19 protein-coding genes and 1 pseudogene are annotated in these 14,547 nt (G+C 54.2%); 12 read left to right on the forward strand and 8 right to left on the reverse strand.

Annotation, left to right across the window (positions count from 1 at the left end; genetic code table 11):
- Positions 1-55: 55 nt before the first annotated feature.
- The 8 genes and pseudogenes from ACF8D4_RS17995 to mlaF all read right to left on the reverse strand — a co-directional run.
- Positions 56-233, reverse strand: a pseudogene (locus tag ACF8D4_RS17995) (IS4 family transposase); the annotation flags it as partial.
- Between the two features lie 151 nt (positions 234-384).
- Positions 385-1,644: a UDP-N-acetylglucosamine 1-carboxyvinyltransferase gene (murA, locus tag ACF8D4_RS18000; protein ID WP_392466100.1), complete on the reverse strand. Its 1,260-nt coding sequence runs from the start codon at positions 1,642-1,644 to the stop codon at positions 385-387.
- Between the two features lie 9 nt (positions 1,645-1,653).
- Entirely contained in the window at positions 1,654-1,911 is a 258-nt protein-coding gene (locus ACF8D4_RS18005; protein WP_025012084.1) for a BolA family protein, read from the reverse strand.
- A gap of 7 nt (positions 1,912-1,918) precedes the next feature.
- Positions 1,919-2,206, reverse strand: coding sequence for a lipid asymmetry maintenance protein MlaB (locus ACF8D4_RS18010; protein WP_028779512.1), 288 nt, complete (start codon positions 2,204-2,206; stop codon positions 1,919-1,921).
- The gene (locus ACF8D4_RS18015; RefSeq protein ID WP_025888616.1) at positions 2,203-2,859 is read right to left on the reverse strand and encodes a phospholipid-binding protein MlaC; all 657 of its coding nucleotides are present in this window, start codon (positions 2,857-2,859) and stop codon (positions 2,203-2,205) included. The genes ACF8D4_RS18010 and ACF8D4_RS18015 overlap by 4 nt, the downstream gene beginning before the upstream one ends.
- A gap of 10 nt (positions 2,860-2,869) precedes the next feature.
- Complete coding sequence (mlaD, locus tag ACF8D4_RS18020) at positions 2,870-3,343, reverse strand: outer membrane lipid asymmetry maintenance protein MlaD (protein WP_025888614.1); 474 nt, start codon at positions 3,341-3,343, stop codon at positions 2,870-2,872.
- 43 nt (positions 3,344-3,386) lie between these two features.
- Complete coding sequence (gene mlaE, locus ACF8D4_RS18025) at positions 3,387-4,172, reverse strand: lipid asymmetry maintenance ABC transporter permease subunit MlaE (protein WP_028779514.1); 786 nt, start codon at positions 4,170-4,172, stop codon at positions 3,387-3,389.
- Positions 4,159-4,986, reverse strand: coding sequence for a phospholipid ABC transporter ATP-binding protein MlaF (gene mlaF / locus ACF8D4_RS18030; protein WP_096141025.1), 828 nt, complete (start codon positions 4,984-4,986; stop codon positions 4,159-4,161). The genes mlaE and mlaF overlap by 14 nt, the downstream gene beginning before the upstream one ends.
- A 285-nt stretch (positions 4,987-5,271) precedes the next feature.
- On the opposite strand from mlaF, the gene ACF8D4_RS18035 reads away from it, so the two are divergent.
- From ACF8D4_RS18035 to mgtE, 12 genes are all read left to right on the forward strand, one after another.
- Positions 5,272-6,234 carry a calcium/sodium antiporter gene (locus tag ACF8D4_RS18035; RefSeq protein WP_096141026.1) on the forward strand — a complete coding sequence of 321 codons (963 nt, stop codon included), beginning with the start codon at positions 5,272-5,274 and terminating at the stop codon, positions 6,232-6,234.
- 30 nt (positions 6,235-6,264) lie between these two features.
- Positions 6,265-7,242, forward strand: a complete 978-nt coding sequence (locus ACF8D4_RS18040) for a KpsF/GutQ family sugar-phosphate isomerase (RefSeq protein ID WP_045283473.1) — start codon at positions 6,265-6,267, stop codon at positions 7,240-7,242.
- Positions 7,242-7,793 (forward strand): 3-deoxy-manno-octulosonate-8-phosphatase KdsC, encoded by a 552-nt coding sequence (kdsC, locus tag ACF8D4_RS18045; protein WP_025011767.1) that lies wholly within the window; start codon positions 7,242-7,244, stop codon positions 7,791-7,793. The genes ACF8D4_RS18040 and kdsC overlap by 1 nt, the downstream gene beginning before the upstream one ends.
- Positions 7,790-8,350 (forward strand): LPS export ABC transporter periplasmic protein LptC, encoded by a 561-nt coding sequence (gene lptC / locus ACF8D4_RS18050; RefSeq protein WP_025011766.1) that lies wholly within the window; start codon positions 7,790-7,792, stop codon positions 8,348-8,350. The genes kdsC and lptC overlap by 4 nt, the downstream gene beginning before the upstream one ends.
- On the forward strand, positions 8,337-8,870 hold the full coding sequence (gene lptA / locus ACF8D4_RS18055; RefSeq protein WP_025011765.1) for a lipopolysaccharide transport periplasmic protein LptA: 534 nt from the start codon (positions 8,337-8,339) through the stop codon (positions 8,868-8,870). The genes lptC and lptA overlap by 14 nt, the downstream gene beginning before the upstream one ends.
- A complete protein-coding gene (gene lptB, locus ACF8D4_RS18060; protein ID WP_025011764.1) occupies positions 8,867-9,595 on the forward strand; it encodes an LPS export ABC transporter ATP-binding protein in 729 nt (242 codons plus the stop codon). The genes lptA and lptB overlap by 4 nt, the downstream gene beginning before the upstream one ends.
- Before the next feature lie 95 nt (positions 9,596-9,690).
- A complete protein-coding gene (locus tag ACF8D4_RS18065) occupies positions 9,691-11,154 on the forward strand; it encodes an RNA polymerase factor sigma-54 (RefSeq protein ID WP_186264980.1) in 1,464 nt (487 codons plus the stop codon).
- A 31-nt stretch (positions 11,155-11,185) separates the two neighbouring features.
- Positions 11,186-11,473 carry a ribosome hibernation promoting factor gene (hpf, locus tag ACF8D4_RS18070; protein WP_025011763.1) on the forward strand — a complete coding sequence of 96 codons (288 nt, stop codon included), beginning with the start codon at positions 11,186-11,188 and terminating at the stop codon, positions 11,471-11,473.
- A 2-nt stretch (positions 11,474-11,475) separates the two neighbouring features.
- Positions 11,476-11,919, forward strand: coding sequence for a PTS IIA-like nitrogen regulatory protein PtsN (gene ptsN / locus ACF8D4_RS18075; protein ID WP_025011762.1), 444 nt, complete (start codon positions 11,476-11,478; stop codon positions 11,917-11,919).
- A complete protein-coding gene (gene rapZ, locus ACF8D4_RS18080) occupies positions 11,916-12,770 on the forward strand; it encodes an RNase adapter RapZ (protein WP_045283471.1) in 855 nt (284 codons plus the stop codon). Before ptsN ends, rapZ begins: the two co-directional genes overlap by 4 nt.
- A complete protein-coding gene (locus ACF8D4_RS18085; RefSeq protein WP_025011760.1) occupies positions 12,757-13,032 on the forward strand; it encodes an HPr family phosphocarrier protein in 276 nt (91 codons plus the stop codon). Before rapZ ends, ACF8D4_RS18085 begins: the two co-directional genes overlap by 14 nt.
- A gap of 83 nt (positions 13,033-13,115) precedes the next feature.
- Positions 13,116-14,480, forward strand: coding sequence for a magnesium transporter (gene mgtE / locus ACF8D4_RS18090; protein ID WP_025888608.1), 1,365 nt, complete (start codon positions 13,116-13,118; stop codon positions 14,478-14,480).
- Positions 14,481-14,547: the final 67 nt, after the last annotated feature.

Raw genomic sequence — 14,547 nt, forward strand, 5'->3', positions numbered from 1 at the left:
TCCAAATAATAGATCACGGGAAGGGAACTCAGTCCCGTTTGAGCGATCAGCTCTATCGCCACACGATACCATCGCCCCATAGAAGTTGAGTCCACGCCAATGTGGGTGTTCTGCTCTCTCATGCCAGATCCTGTCACTTCGCTTACACATACAGAACAACATCAGAGCCCAGCCGCTTGCGTGACAGCGCTGCGAGCAACGAAATCCACCGCTTGAGGTAAGACGATTGATATGAGTACGCGTCAAAGTTTCTGAAAGTTGCATAAAAAAATCCGATGACATGGAGTCATCGGATTTTGATCCTTTCAGTTAGATCCTCAAGCTATCTGTCTTAACTGATCGGCATTACCCTCATGGTGGTTTTTTACTGACCGAGCAATCGGGTTAGGAGATACGCTCTACCGAACCGCCTAGGCCTTTGAACTTATCTTCGATATGCTCATAACCCCGATCCAGATGATAGATACGGTCCACCACCGTGGTGCCTTCGGCCATCAGTCCGGCAATCACCAAACTGGCCGACGCCCGCAGATCGGTCGCCATCACCTGAGCACCATTGAGCTGCTCAATACCGTGAATGATACAGGTATTGCCTTCCAGCTCCATGTTGGCGCCCATACGATTCAACTCGGGCACATGCATAAAGCGGTTCTCAAAGATGGTTTCCGTGATAGTGCCTGTGCCTTCTGCCAGTGCATTGAGCACACAGAACTGCGCCTGCATATCGGTTGGGAAACCGGGATAAGGCAGAGTCTTGATATTGACTGACTTGGGACGCTTGCCCTTCATGTCCAGGGCTATCCAGTCGCTGCCGGTAAGGATTTCGGCGCCGGCATCTTCCAGCTTGGCCAGCACAGCCTCCAGCGAGCCAGGATCGGCATCCAGACAACGGATCCGGCCACGGGTCACGGCTGCAGCCACCAGGAACGAGCCTGTCTCAATTCTGTCCGGCATCACCCGATAACGGCACCCATTGAGCTTCTCCACTCCCTGAATCCGTATGGTGGCGGTTCCGGCGCCCTCAATCTTGGCCCCCATGGCGATAAGGCACTTGGCCAGGTCCACTACTTCGGGTTCGCGGGCGGCGTTTTCAATCACGGTTTCACCGTCGGCCAAGGCCGCGGCCATCAGCAGATTCTCTGTGGCACCAACACTGACCATATCCATAAAGATATGCGCGCCCTTGAGGCGACCATCGACCCGTGCCTTGATATAGCCTTCATCGACTTCTATCTTGGCGCCCATCAGCTCCAGGCCATGCAGGTGCAGGTTCACCGGCCGGGCTCCTATGGCGCAGCCCCCCGGCAGAGACACATCCGCCTTACCGAAACGTGCCAGCAAGGGCCCCAGGATCAGAATTGAGGCGCGCATGGTTTTCACCAGATCATAAGGGGCGCAAAACTCATTGATACCGCTGGCATCGATACGTATCTGGCCCTGCCCCAGTTCGGTGACGTCTGCGCCGAGACAGCGTAGCAGCTTACAGCTGGTGCTGACGTCCCTCAGGTGGGGCACATTGGAAACCAGAAACTCCGATTCGGCCAGCACCCCGGCCATCAGGATAGGCAGGGCAGCATTCTTGGCGCCGGAGATCACCACATTACCGGCAAGCGCACCGCTTGCCTGAATTTTCAGTTTATCCACATTGATACTCTAGGCTGGCATGTTGAAGATTTTTTCACGCTGCCACTGGGTAGGCGTAAAAGTCTTGATACTGAGCGCGTGCATCTCACCACTGGTGATCTTGTCCATCAGGGGCGCATAGATGGCCTGCTGCTGCTTGATACGGCTCATGCCATCGAAACATTCACCCACGGCCACTATCTTGAAATGGCTGCCTTCGGCGCTGACATAGACTTCCGTCAACGAGAGTGAATCCTTTAATATTTGTTCTATCTCTTTGGTATCCATTGGAAACTTACCTAGTTTGGCCCTCTGTGGTAAAGAAGGCATCCAAATCATACAGGGCGATCAACTTACGCACCTGTGGCGAGGGAGAAGCCAGGGTCAGCTCCCCCTTTCTGAGACTGACAAGCTCCATTAGAAACGCCATGCCGGCACTGTCCGAGTATGTCAGCTCGCTGAGTTCCAACCGGCGCACATCGTCCGGCAGCAGTGTCTTGCGCGTCTTCCACAAGCGGGCGACCTCTTCTTGAGTCAAACGCCCGCTCAATTTGCAGCTATCGCCCTGTGGCTCCAGCTTCATAGCGCATCCTTGCCTTTAGGGCCATTGGGATCCACGTGAGCCTGAGTACGCTCTTTAAGCATCTCAATCACGGCATCTATGCCCTTTTGACGAATGAGTGTAGTGACTTCCGATTGCTTGGAGGCCAGCAGGCTGACACCTTCGGCAACCAGGTCGAAGGCCTTCCAGCTGTCGTCCTTCAAACGACGCGCCTTGAACTGCAACTTGATGGGCGGACGACCCGCTTCAATGATCTGTACATTCACCTCGACTATCTTTTCCTGGCTGAAGTCGATGGCGCGGCCAAATTCCACTTTCTGATTGGTGTACTCGGTAAAAGCCTGGGCATAGGTGGAAACCAGGTAGCCCTCAAAAGCATCAACAAAGGCATCACGCTGCTCTTTGGTGGTTTGCTGCAGATATTGGCCCATCACCTTGTAAGCCGCGTACTTGTAATCCACATAAGGCATCAGCTCCTCTTGAACAATCACCTTGAGGTGATCCGGATTGCTGTCGATGATGCTCTTGTCCTGATGGAAACGATCGAATGTCTTGTCGGCAACCTGCTCCACCATGATATAAGGGTTGCTGGTATCGATATCGGCCGCCTGTGCCACAGTTGCTGACGCCAGACAGGCGACGGCCAACAGATTACGGATTATCCCTTTAAACATCTCAGTGCTCCTAGTTGTCCTTTGAACCCATGCTATATAAAAACTGTCCGATCAGATCCTCCAGCACCAGCGCCGAACGGGTATCATCGATGCGATCACCATCTTGCAAAATCGCGATATCGTCATCCATAAACCCTGGTGTCAGGCCGAGGAACTGCTCACCCAGCAAGCCAGAGGTCAAGATAGCCAGGCTGCTGGTTTCGGGAAACTGGTCGTAACGCTTGTCCATGGTCAGAGTCACCACTGGCACCATCTGCTTGGGATCCAGGGTGATCTTACTGACCCGGCCGACAACCACGCCGCCAACCTTTACCGGTGAGCGTACTTTAAGGCCGCCAATATTACTGAACTTGGCCGTCAGAGTGTAAGTATTGTTAGAGGACTGCACCTCCACATTGGCCACCTTGTATACCAGCAGCAGAAAAGCTGCCAGACCCGCCAATAGGAAGAGTCCCACCATAAATTCAATTTTTCGTGTCAACATAGAGTCACCAGAGTTAATCATCCATTATGCGCCGGCGCCAAAATCAGCGGGCAAACATCAGCGCCGTCAATAAGAAGTCCAGCGCCAATACTGCCAGGCTGGACTGCACCACAGTCTGGGTGGTCGCGCGGCTAATCCCTTCCGGATTAGGCACCACCTGATAACCACGATAGAGAGCTATCCAGGTCACCACTATGGCAAAAACAAAACTTTTAATCAGGCAGTTGACTATATCCTGCCGCCACTCCACCGCGGCCTGCAGAATCGACCAGAAGGCGCCATTGTCTATGCCTTTCCATTCGACCCCAACCAGATAACCGCCATAGATACCCACAGTGGTAAACATCAAGGCCAACAGCGGCATGCTGATCACCCCGGCCCAGAAGCGCGGCGCAATCACCTGCCGCAGCGGATCTATCGCCATCATCTCCAAACTGGAGAGCTGCTCTGTGGATTTCATCAACCCCAGTTCAGCGGTCAGGGCCGAACCGGCACGGCCGGCAAACAGCAAGGCGGTGACCACAGGGCCAAGCTCCCTGAGCAAGCTCAACGCTACCATGGGGCCCAGGCTCTCTTCGGTGCCAAAGTCCACCAGGATGTTGTAGCCCTGCAGCGCCAGCACCATGCCGATAAACAGTCCGGAAACCAAAATGATCACCATGGACTGCACGCCGACGACGTAAACCTGTTTTATCAGCAGTGGCAAGCCTTTGCGTGGCCGTGGCAACTGCATCAGGGCGCCCCAAAGCATCACCCCCGCCTTGCCAAGCCCTGTCACCAGACTCAGCGCATTGCGGCCAAGATTGGCTATCGAATCAGTCAAGCTCACCGAGCAACTCCTTCTGATAATCCTGCGCCGGATAGTGGAAAGGCACGGGGCCGTCCGGCATACCGTCGATAAACTGCCTTAGCTGTGGATTGTCGGCCTGCTTAAGCTCGGCCGGTGTACCTTGGGCTATGATGCGCTTATCGGCGATCACATATACATAGTCGGCAATACTCAGCACTTCACTGACATCGTGGGAAACCACCACAGAGGTGAGGCTCAAAGCATCGGACAACTCTTTGATAAGCTTCACCAGCACCCCCATGGAGATGGGATCCTGACCGGCAAAGGGCTCGTCATACAGCACCATTTCCGGCTCGAGTGCTATGGCGCGGGCCAAGGCAGCCCGGCGCTGCATTCCGCCGGAAAGTTCGCTTGGCATCAACTGCGCTGCGCCGCGAAGTCCTACGGCTTCAAGCTTCATTAACACTATGCGGCGGATAATAGCTTCCGGCAGCCCTGAGTGCTCCCTGAGTGCAAAGGCCACGTTATCGAACACATTCATGTCGGTGAACAGGGCGCCGCTCTGGAACAACATGCTCATCCGCTTACGAGCTTCAAACAGCTCGTGGCGGCTCAGCTTATGAATGTCCTGACCATCGAACAGCACCTGGCCGTGATCCGGAGTCAACTGCCCGCCGATGAGCTTCAGCAGCGTGGTCTTGCCTATGCCGCTGGGCCCCATGATGGCAGTAACTTTACCCCTGGGAATCGTGAGGCTTATCTGCTCATAAATCACCCTCGAGCCACGACTGAAGCCGAGATTGCTGACCTCGACCAGGGGAGAAGGATTTTGCTGCTTGCTGGATTCCGGCATCAAAATGAAATGGAGACCTTGTCTAGTGGAATTCAAGTTACGGCGCAGCTGTAGCTGCCATGGCACATAAGGCCCGCCGTTATAAGGCTTGATACTGCCGCAGGCTTACTGAATTGACGCTGAATGGCGCCCGGTAACCCGTATGGCCAAGCCAAAGATAAGCGATAAATTGTACGCAATTGAGGATAAGCGCACAACTGAATCAATAGTATCGCGCCGTGATACTTTCAATTTGTAGCAAATACGGCGAAAATGCACGCCAGAATCCGTAGCTTTGTTTACTGCATGTTATTCAATATTTTCTTGCTGCTCGCTGGCTTGTCCGTCCTGGTCTGGAGTGCCGATAAATTCGTTTATGGCGCCGGGGCTTTTGCCCGTAACCTGGGGTTACCCCCCATGTTGATAGGACTGACCATAGTGGCCATGGGCAGTTCGGCCCCAGAGATGTTCGTTGCCGCCAGCGCCTCCATGGCCGGCATGCCGGACACGGCCGTGGGTAATGTGCTGGGCTCCAATGTCGCCAATGTCAGCTTGATCCTGGGGTTAACCGCCCTGCTCGGGGCTATTGCCGTCAGCTCCAAGACCCTGAAGCGGGAGATCCCCATGATGCTGGGTGCCACAGTGCTGGCGGGCTACTTCCTGCACGATGAGTATCTTAGCCGCAGCGAAGGGGTTATTTTACTGGCGCTGTTCTTCGGCCTGATGGGCTATCTTATCTGGCATGCGCTGACCAATAAGAACAAGGATCCGCTCGCCGACGAAGCCGATGCCGAGATCCCCAAAGATGTGCCCACTGCCAAGGCGGTACTATGGTTGATAATAGGCTTGGTACTCTTGCCGCTGTCGGCGGATTGGATGGTGGACGGTGCCGTAGGCATCGCCAAGTCTTTTGGACTGTCTGATCTGGTTATCGGTCTAACCATCATTGCCGTAGGCACCAGCCTGCCGGAACTGGCGGCCTGTGTGGCCGGTGTGCTCAAGAAAGAGGACGACCTGGCCATGGGCAATATTGTCGGCTCCAACCTGTTTAACATACTGGCGGTACTGGCGATACCCGGCCTTATCGCCCCGGGCGTAATCGATGCCGCGGCGGCCGGACGCGACTTTTATATGGTTTTGGGCACCAGTTGTGCCCTGGCACTCCTGGTGCTGAGCACAGGCAAACAACGTGAACTCAAACGCTGGCACGGTGCCTTACTACTGATAAGCTTCATCGGCTATCAATACAGCCTGTTTCAATCCCACTAGCGATGAAGGGCAAAAAGACGAGAGACAACTATGGCAGAAGCTAAGCAACTGCGCCAATGGGGCCGCAGAGTAATAGATATCGAGAAACAAGCACTGGATAACCTGTACCAGTTTGTTGATTCCCCCGAGTTCGCCCAAGCCTGCGAATTGATCCTCAACTGCAGCGGCAAGGTGATAGTGATGGGGATGGGGAAATCGGGCCATATAGGCAACAAGATTTCTGCCACCCTCGCCAGCACGGGCACCCCGGCATTCTTCGTTCACCCGGGCGAAGCCAGCCACGGCGACCTGGGGGTGTTGAGTGAAAACGATATCGTATTGGCTATCTCCAACTCGGGCGAGTCCAGCGAAATTCTGACCCTGATACCCGTCATCAAGCGCCAGGGGATCCCTATGATCTCCATGACAGGCAAGCCAGAATCCACCATGGCCAAACTGGCACAGCTGCATCTGTGCATCAAGGTGCAGGAAGAAGCCTGCCCGCTGGGCTTGGCACCCACCTCCAGCACCACGGCCACCCTGGTGATGGGAGATGCCCTGGCGGTCGCGCTACTGCAAGCCAAGGGCTTTACCAAAGATGACTTTGCCCTGTCGCATCCCGGCGGCGCTTTAGGACGCAAGCTGCTGCTCAAGGTCAGCGATGTGATGCACAAAGGCGAAGAGCTGCCGTTGGTCACAGAAGATATCTGTATCACCGACGCCCTGTATGAGATCTCCAAGAAGGGCCTGGGTATGACCGCCGTGGTCAATCAGCAGAAGCAACTCGTGGGTATTTTCACCGATGGTGATTTGAGACGTGTCATAGACGCCGGGGTCAACCTGCGTACCACAAAAATCAGCGACGTCATGACCCGGAATTGCATCACCAGTGGTGACAATATCCTCGCAGCTCAGGCGCTGAAGGTGATGGACGAGAATGACATCAACGGTCTTATCGTCATCAATGGCGCCAATGAGCCAATTGGGGCACTCAATATGCTGGATATGGTCAAGGCGGGGGTTATCTGATGAGTCATCAAGGTTTTTACGGCCCCATAAGCGAAGATAACTGGCAAAGAGCCGCCAAAATCAAACTGCTTATCTGTGATGTCGACGGTGTCTTCTCCGATGGCCGCATCTATATGAGCAACAGCGGCGAAGAGCTGAAGGCCTTCCATACCCGCGATGGTTATGGGGTACGCTCGCTGCTGTCCTGCGGCATTCAAGTGGCGGTGATCACCGGCCGCAAGTCCCAGATAGTCGAAAACCGCATGACAGCCCTGGGGGTAGACAAGATTTATCAAGGCATAGACAACAAGCTGGAGCCCTATGAGGCGCTGCTTAAGCATTATGACCTCGAGCCTGAACAAGTGGCCTATATAGGTGACGACATTGTCGACTTGCCGGTAATGAAGCAAGTGGGGCTGGCGGTTTGCGTAGCCGATGGCCATCCTTGGGTAAGGCAGCACTGCCACATGGTCACTCAGATTGCCGGCGGCCATGGTGCACTCCGGGAGCTGGCGGATCTTATCCTGCTCAGTCAGGACAAATTTGAAAATGCCCACGGAATGAGTATATGAATAGGGTCACCCTGGCCATTATTTTGTTTTTCTCCACTGCACTTATCCTTTACTGGCAGGTGCAGAACAAGCGCAACGCTCAACAGAGTGAGGCGCCTGTGGATGTGGTTAGGCCTGACTTTGTCGCCGATGACCTGCGCTCGGTCAACTTTGATGAGCAGGGCAATGTCGCCAGTAGGGTCGCCGCGGCGCACATGGAACATTATGAAGCCAGTGAAAAGACCTTCTTCAACCAACCGGTTTATCTGGTCTATCCGGACAAGGGCGAGGCACAGTGGCGTCTGTCTGCCAACGAGGGCAGGCTCAATCGCAAGAGTAACCGAGTTGTACTTGAAAATAATGTTATCATCGACGCCATTAGCCCCAATGAACCGATCCAGAGCCTGAAAACCAGTTATGTGGAGCTGGATCTGGACACCATGATCATGACCTCAGATCGCGAGATCCTGATCGAAGGCAAAGACTTTAATATCAAGGGATCCGGCCTGTACGCCGATCTCAATGCTCAGCAAGTGAAGCTGACCAGTCAGGTGAAAGGAACCTATGAAACCAAGTAAGCTTTTTATCGGTGCCCTCTTGTGCATCACAAGCCTGTCGGCAGTGGCCATTGAAGAAGATCTGCTGCAAAAAGTACAGATCAGCGCCGCCAATCAGTTTGCCGATATCAAAAACAAGCGTGTGGTATACGGCGGGCCTGTCACAGTCACCCAGGGCAGTTTGAAACTGCTGGCCGATGAACTCACGGCTTACACAGAAGACAAGAGTGGCGAGCGGATCCTGGTGGCCAAGGGCTCACCCGCTACCTATACCCAGAAACTGGAAGACGGCCGTCTGGCCAGTGCCAAGGCCAAAGAGATCCACTACAACATAGACAGTCGTATCATGACCCTGCTGGGCCAGGCCAAAGTAGAACAAGACGGCAGCGAAGTAACCGCCGAGAAGATAGTCTACGACATCAACAAGCAGCAGCTGGAAGCGGAAAGCAGCGGCAAAGGCCAAGACAGGGTAACCACTGTTATCCAGCCGGAAAACTATCAGGATCTCAACAAGAAAGAACAGCAGCAGGAGCCGCAATGACCAGCACCCTGACGGCACAGAATCTGGCAAAGAGTTACAAGAAACGCAACGTCGTCAAAGACGTCAGCCTGTCGGTCAATACCGGCCAAATCGTGGGGCTGCTGGGCCCCAACGGGGCTGGCAAGACCACCACCTTCTACATGGTGGTTGGGCTGGTACAGAGTGACAAGGGCCGTATCTTCATTGACGACGACGAGCTGACCCTGGATCCCATGCACCTGCGAGCCCGTAAAGGCATAGGCTACCTGCCACAGGAAGCCAGTATTTTCCGCAAGCTGTCGGTGCATGACAACATCATGGCCGTGCTGCAAACCCGCAAAGAACTCAACAGCGACGAGCGCGAGGAACAACTCGAACAGTTGCTGGAAGAATTCCATATTACCCACATACGTGACAGCCTGGGGATGTCCCTCTCCGGCGGCGAACGCCGCCGGGTGGAAATCGCCCGGGCATTGGCCGCCAATCCACAGTTCATTTTGCTGGATGAGCCGTTCGCCGGTGTGGATCCCATCTCAGTTATCGATATCAAGAAAATCATCGAACAGCTTAAGTCCCGCGGTTTGGGGGTGCTGATCACAGACCACAATGTTCGCGAAACACTCGACGTTTGTGAGCGAGCCTACATAGTCAGCCATGGGCAGTTGATCGCCGAGGGCACACCCGCTGAAATCTTGGACAACCAGCAAGTGCGTGCTGTGTACTTAGGCGAACAATTCAGGCTATAGTTAGGATCATGTCATCCGGTGGCAATTCCGGGTATTATAGTTTGTTATTATTGAATTTTTTCCTTGAAAAATAACGAGTAGGGATTAGCGGTATAATGAAAGCGTCACTCCAGCTCAAACTGGGTCAACAGTTGACCATGACACCTCAGTTGCAACAGGCTATTCGCCTGCTGCAACTGTCGTCCCTTGAGCTGCAGCAGGAAATCCAGGAAGCCTTGGAAGCCAACCCTCTGTTGGAAATGGCCGAGGACAACCAGGATGACGCTATCGACGACAACCACAAGGAAAACGACGCCGGCGAGTTGAGCGCCAAGCAGGAAGATGGTTCCACGGTAGAAACCTCAGAGGCATTGAACAATGAGTCTATGCCGGATGAATTACCTATGGATACCACCTGGGACGAAGTCTTTACCGCCGCCAGCGCCTCAGGGCCGGCCATGGGCCGTGAAGATGATATGCCCTTCCAGGGTGAAACCAGCGAAGGTCTCTATGAACATCTGGAATGGCAGAAGAACCTGACCCCGTTTTCCGATACCGACGACGCCATTGCCACCGCCATTATTGATGCCATCGACGAGCAGGGCTATCTGACCCAGAGCACAGAGGAGATCCTCGAAGCCATGGGCAACCCTGAGATTGAGCTCGATGAAGTCGAGGCAGTACTCAAGCGGATCCAGCACTTTGACCCTGTCGGCATCGCCTCCAGAGATCTGCGCGAATGCCTGCTGATCCAGTTGCAACAGTTCAACACCGACACCCCACATCTGGCCGACGCCCGCTTGTTGATTGACGAACATCTGGATCTCATTGCTGCCCGTGACTTCCGCACCCTGATGCGCAAGACCAAGCTCAAGGAAGATCAACTGCGTGACGCCATCAACCTTATCCAGAGTCTCAATCCCCGCCCCGGCTTGCTGGTGCAGCCGATGGACGAGGAATATGTGATCCCTGATGTCAGTGTCTGGAAGAAAAACGGCCGCTGGGTAGTAGAACTCAACCCGGACTGTATGCCCAAACTCGGGATCAATCAGCAGTATGCTGCCATGGCCCGTAGCGCCCGCAGTCAATCAGACAGCCAGTTTATTCGTGGTCATCTTCAGGAAGCCAAATGGTTTATCAAGAGCCTGGAGAGCCGCAACGACACCCTGCTCAAGGTGGCCAACTGTATAGTGCAGTTCCAGCAGGGATTTTTTGAATATGGTGAAGAGGCCATGAAACCCATGGTGCTCAACGATATTGCCGAGGCGGTCGAGATGCATGAATCGACCATCTCCAGGGTCACCACTCAAAAGTATATGCATACCCCCAGGGGAATATTTGAATTGAAGTACTTCTTCTCCAGCCATGTCGGCACCGAAGATGGCGGAGAATGCTCTTCCACGGCGATCAGGGCTTTTATCAAGAAGCTCGTGGCAGCGGAAAACCAGAAGAAGCCTTTGAGCGACAGCAAGATGGCGCAACTTCTGGCAGAACAGGGAATCAACGTTGCAAGACGCACCATAGCCAAGTATCGCGAGGCTATGATGATACCACCGTCGAACCAGCGTAAGAGTTTATAAATCCACAGTTGGAAATTGGAGGAATCTTTCTATGCAAATCAACCTGACAGGACATCATATCGAGATCACCGACTCACTGCGTGACTACGTGGAAAGTAAGTTTTCTAAACTTGAACGCCATTTCGAACAGATCAATAATGTGCACGTTGTGCTCAATGTACAAAAACTGCAACAGATAGCCGAAGCCAAGATCCACCTCACAGGCGGCGAAGTCTATGCAACTTCTGAACATGCCGACATGTATGCCGCCATCGACGTTCTGATTGATAAATTGGATCGTCAGGTCATTAAACACAAAGAAAAGCTGACAAAACACTAACGATGGAACTGAGTACCATCCTGCGGCCGGAGTGCACTACCTGTGCCACTCCGGGCAGTAAGAAAAAGGTACTGGAGCTGATTAGCGATCTCGCTAGCGCCCAGTACCCCACCCTTTCCTCTCAAGCGATTTTTGAAAGCCTTTTGGCCCGCGAAAAGATGGGGAGCACAGGTATAGGTAATGGTATTGCGATTCCGCATGGCAGACTACCGGACATTACAGAGCCGATTGCCGTGCTGGTCAAATGCGAAGAGCCTATCGCCTTCGATGCCATAGACAACCAGCCGGTGGACATACTGTTCGCCCTCCTGGTGCCCGCAGATCAATGTCAGCAACACCTGAGTACCCTATCCGCCATGGCTGAAAAGCTCAGCGATAAGGCGATACTCAAGCAGTTGCGAAAATCCAGCGACGAAACAGAACTCTATCAGGTGATCACAGGATGAAACTCGCCATAGTCTCAGGCCGCTCCGGTTCCGGAAAATCCGTTGCCCTCAGGGTACTCGAAGACCTGGGTTACTACTGTGTGGATAATCTCCCCCTGCCCATGATTGGCAGCCTGTTGGAAAACCTCCGTGGCAGCAATGATCTGGTCGCCATCAGCATAGATGTGCGCAATATGCCGGATCAGGAAAAGGTGCTGGAACAACAGTTGGCGGCCTTGCCGGAAAACACCCAACTGACCAGCTTCTTCCTCAACGCCTCTGATAAAGTGCTTCTGAAGCGCTACAGCGAAACCCGCAGACTGCACCCCCTGTCCAAGAGCAAAGTCTCACTACAGGATGCCATCAAGCTCGAAGGCAAGCTGCTGGAACCCATGTCGAAACTGGTGGATCACTACATAGACACCTCGGCGCTGAACATCTATGAACTCAGTGACACAGTGCGGGAAATTCTGCTTGGCAGTGTCGATAAAGAGCTGGTGATCAACTTCGAGTCGTTCGGCTTTAAGCATGGTATGCCTCAGGAAGCCGACTTCATGTTTGATGTGCGCTTTCTGCCCAACCCTCACTGGGAGCCGGCGCTCAGGCCACTGACCGGGCTGGATGAAGCTGTGCAGGAGTTTCTCAGCCGCCAGCCACTGGTGAACAAGTTTATCTGGCAGATAGAAAATCTATTGGAAACTTGGCTGCCGCACCTGGAACGCAACAACCGCAGTTACCTCACCATAGCCATAGGCTGCACCGGCGGCCAGCATAGATCTGTCTATGTCGCTGAGCAGCTCGCCAAGCGTTTTGGCAACAGCAAACACAAGGTACAGGCCCGTCACCGGGAGCTGAGTAATGGCAAAGGTTGAACGGGAAGTCACCATAGTCAATAAGCTGGGCCTGCATGCCCGCGCCGCCACTAAGCTGGCGGTGCTGGCCAGCGAGTTCGAAGCCGATATCACCCTGATCCAAGGCGAGAAAAAAGCCTCGGCCGCCAGTGTGCTTGGGCTCTTGATGCTGGAAACCGGCCAAGGCAAGAGTATTCGCCTCATCGCCGAAGGCCCGGATGCCGAACCCGCGATGGACGCTATCTGCGCCCTGATCAACGCCCGTTTCGACGAAGCCAGCTAAAGCCTTAGCGCTGCACTCTTTGTTTCTATAACACCCCAGTCTTGAGGTAACATATCCTCGCTTTGCATCACAGGGGGAACTGCATGCCAATAGAAGCGCTCGACCAAGAGCTGACAGAACAACGTCTTACTCAACTAAACCAAGCTCTTAGCAGTGGTATGTTCGTGCATGTGCGCGACATGCTGCAGCGAATGACGGCTTCGGATATCGCCTTTATTCTCGAATCTTCACCGCCGCGTACCCGTCAGGTACTCTGGCAACTGGTGGATCAGGAGCAGAGCGGCGAGATCCTCGAAGAGCTGGGTGAGGATATGAAAGACCAGCTGATCAGCCTTATGAGTCCTGAGCGTTTGGCGCGAGCGACCGCGGGTATGGATACCGATGACCTGGCCTATGTGCTGCGGAGCCTTCCCGATACCCTCTACAAGCAGGTACTGCACTCCATGAGTGCGCAGGACAGGGCCAGGGTCGAACAGGCGCTCTCTTATCCGGAAGACAGCGCCGGTAGTCTGATGAATACAGATACTGTGACCCTGAGGCCTGACGTCAATGTCGATGTGGTGCTGCGTTATCTGCGCCAAAGAGGCGAATTGCCTGAAGCCACTGATACCCTCTATGTGGTGGACAGGCGCGACATATTACTCGGCGGCGTCAAGCTCTCCAGCCTGCTAACCTGTAATCCCACCGCCGGGATCCGCAGCATAATGGATCCCGAACTTGAGAGCATTCCCGTCACCATGCCGGACAATGAAGTGGCCCAACTGTTTGAACGCCACGACTGGGTCTCGGCGCCAGTGGTCGACAGCGAAGGCCATCTGCTTGGGCGGATCACCATTGATGACGTGGTGGACGTTATCCGAGAAGACGCCGAACACTCCATGATGGGTATGGCGGGGATGGACGATGATGAAGACACCTTCGGCCCCGTGTTCAAGAGTGCCTTTCGCCGCTCCCTATGGCTGACCTTCAACCTGTTTGCCGCCCTGCTGGCCGCCTCGGTCAGCAATATGTTTGAAGGCACGCTGGAAAAATTCGCCACTATAGCAATTCTGATGACCATAGTGCCCAGCATGGGCGGCGTTGCCGGCAACCAGACACTGGCGCTGGTGATCCGCGGTATCGCCCTCGGCCACATAGGCCAGAGCAACTCCCGCTGGCTTATCGGCAAGGAGTTGGCCATCGGATTTCTCAATGGCCTGTTGTGGTCGGCGCTGGTATTCACTGCCGTGTGGATCTGGAAAGGCGATCTGGCACTCGGCGCCCTTATTGGCGGCGCCATGTTGATCAATATGACGGTAGCCGGTCTCGCCGGGGCTAGTATTCCGCTGATCCTGAAAAAACTCAATGTAGACCCTGCGCTGGCCGGCGGCATGGTGCTGACGACTGTGACGGATGTAATAGGCCTGTTCGCCTTCCTGGGGTTGGCGACTCTCGTTTTAATGAGCTGAAGCTATGTTTCTAATGGGCTGAAGGCTTGCTGAAGCTCTGGCCTAGATGAATTGCAGAAATAGCAGG

Origin of the sequence: Shewanella sp. YQ_9, assembly GCF_043103185.1 — a bacterium.
GTDB lineage: Bacteria > Pseudomonadota > Gammaproteobacteria > Enterobacterales > Shewanellaceae > Shewanella > Shewanella algae.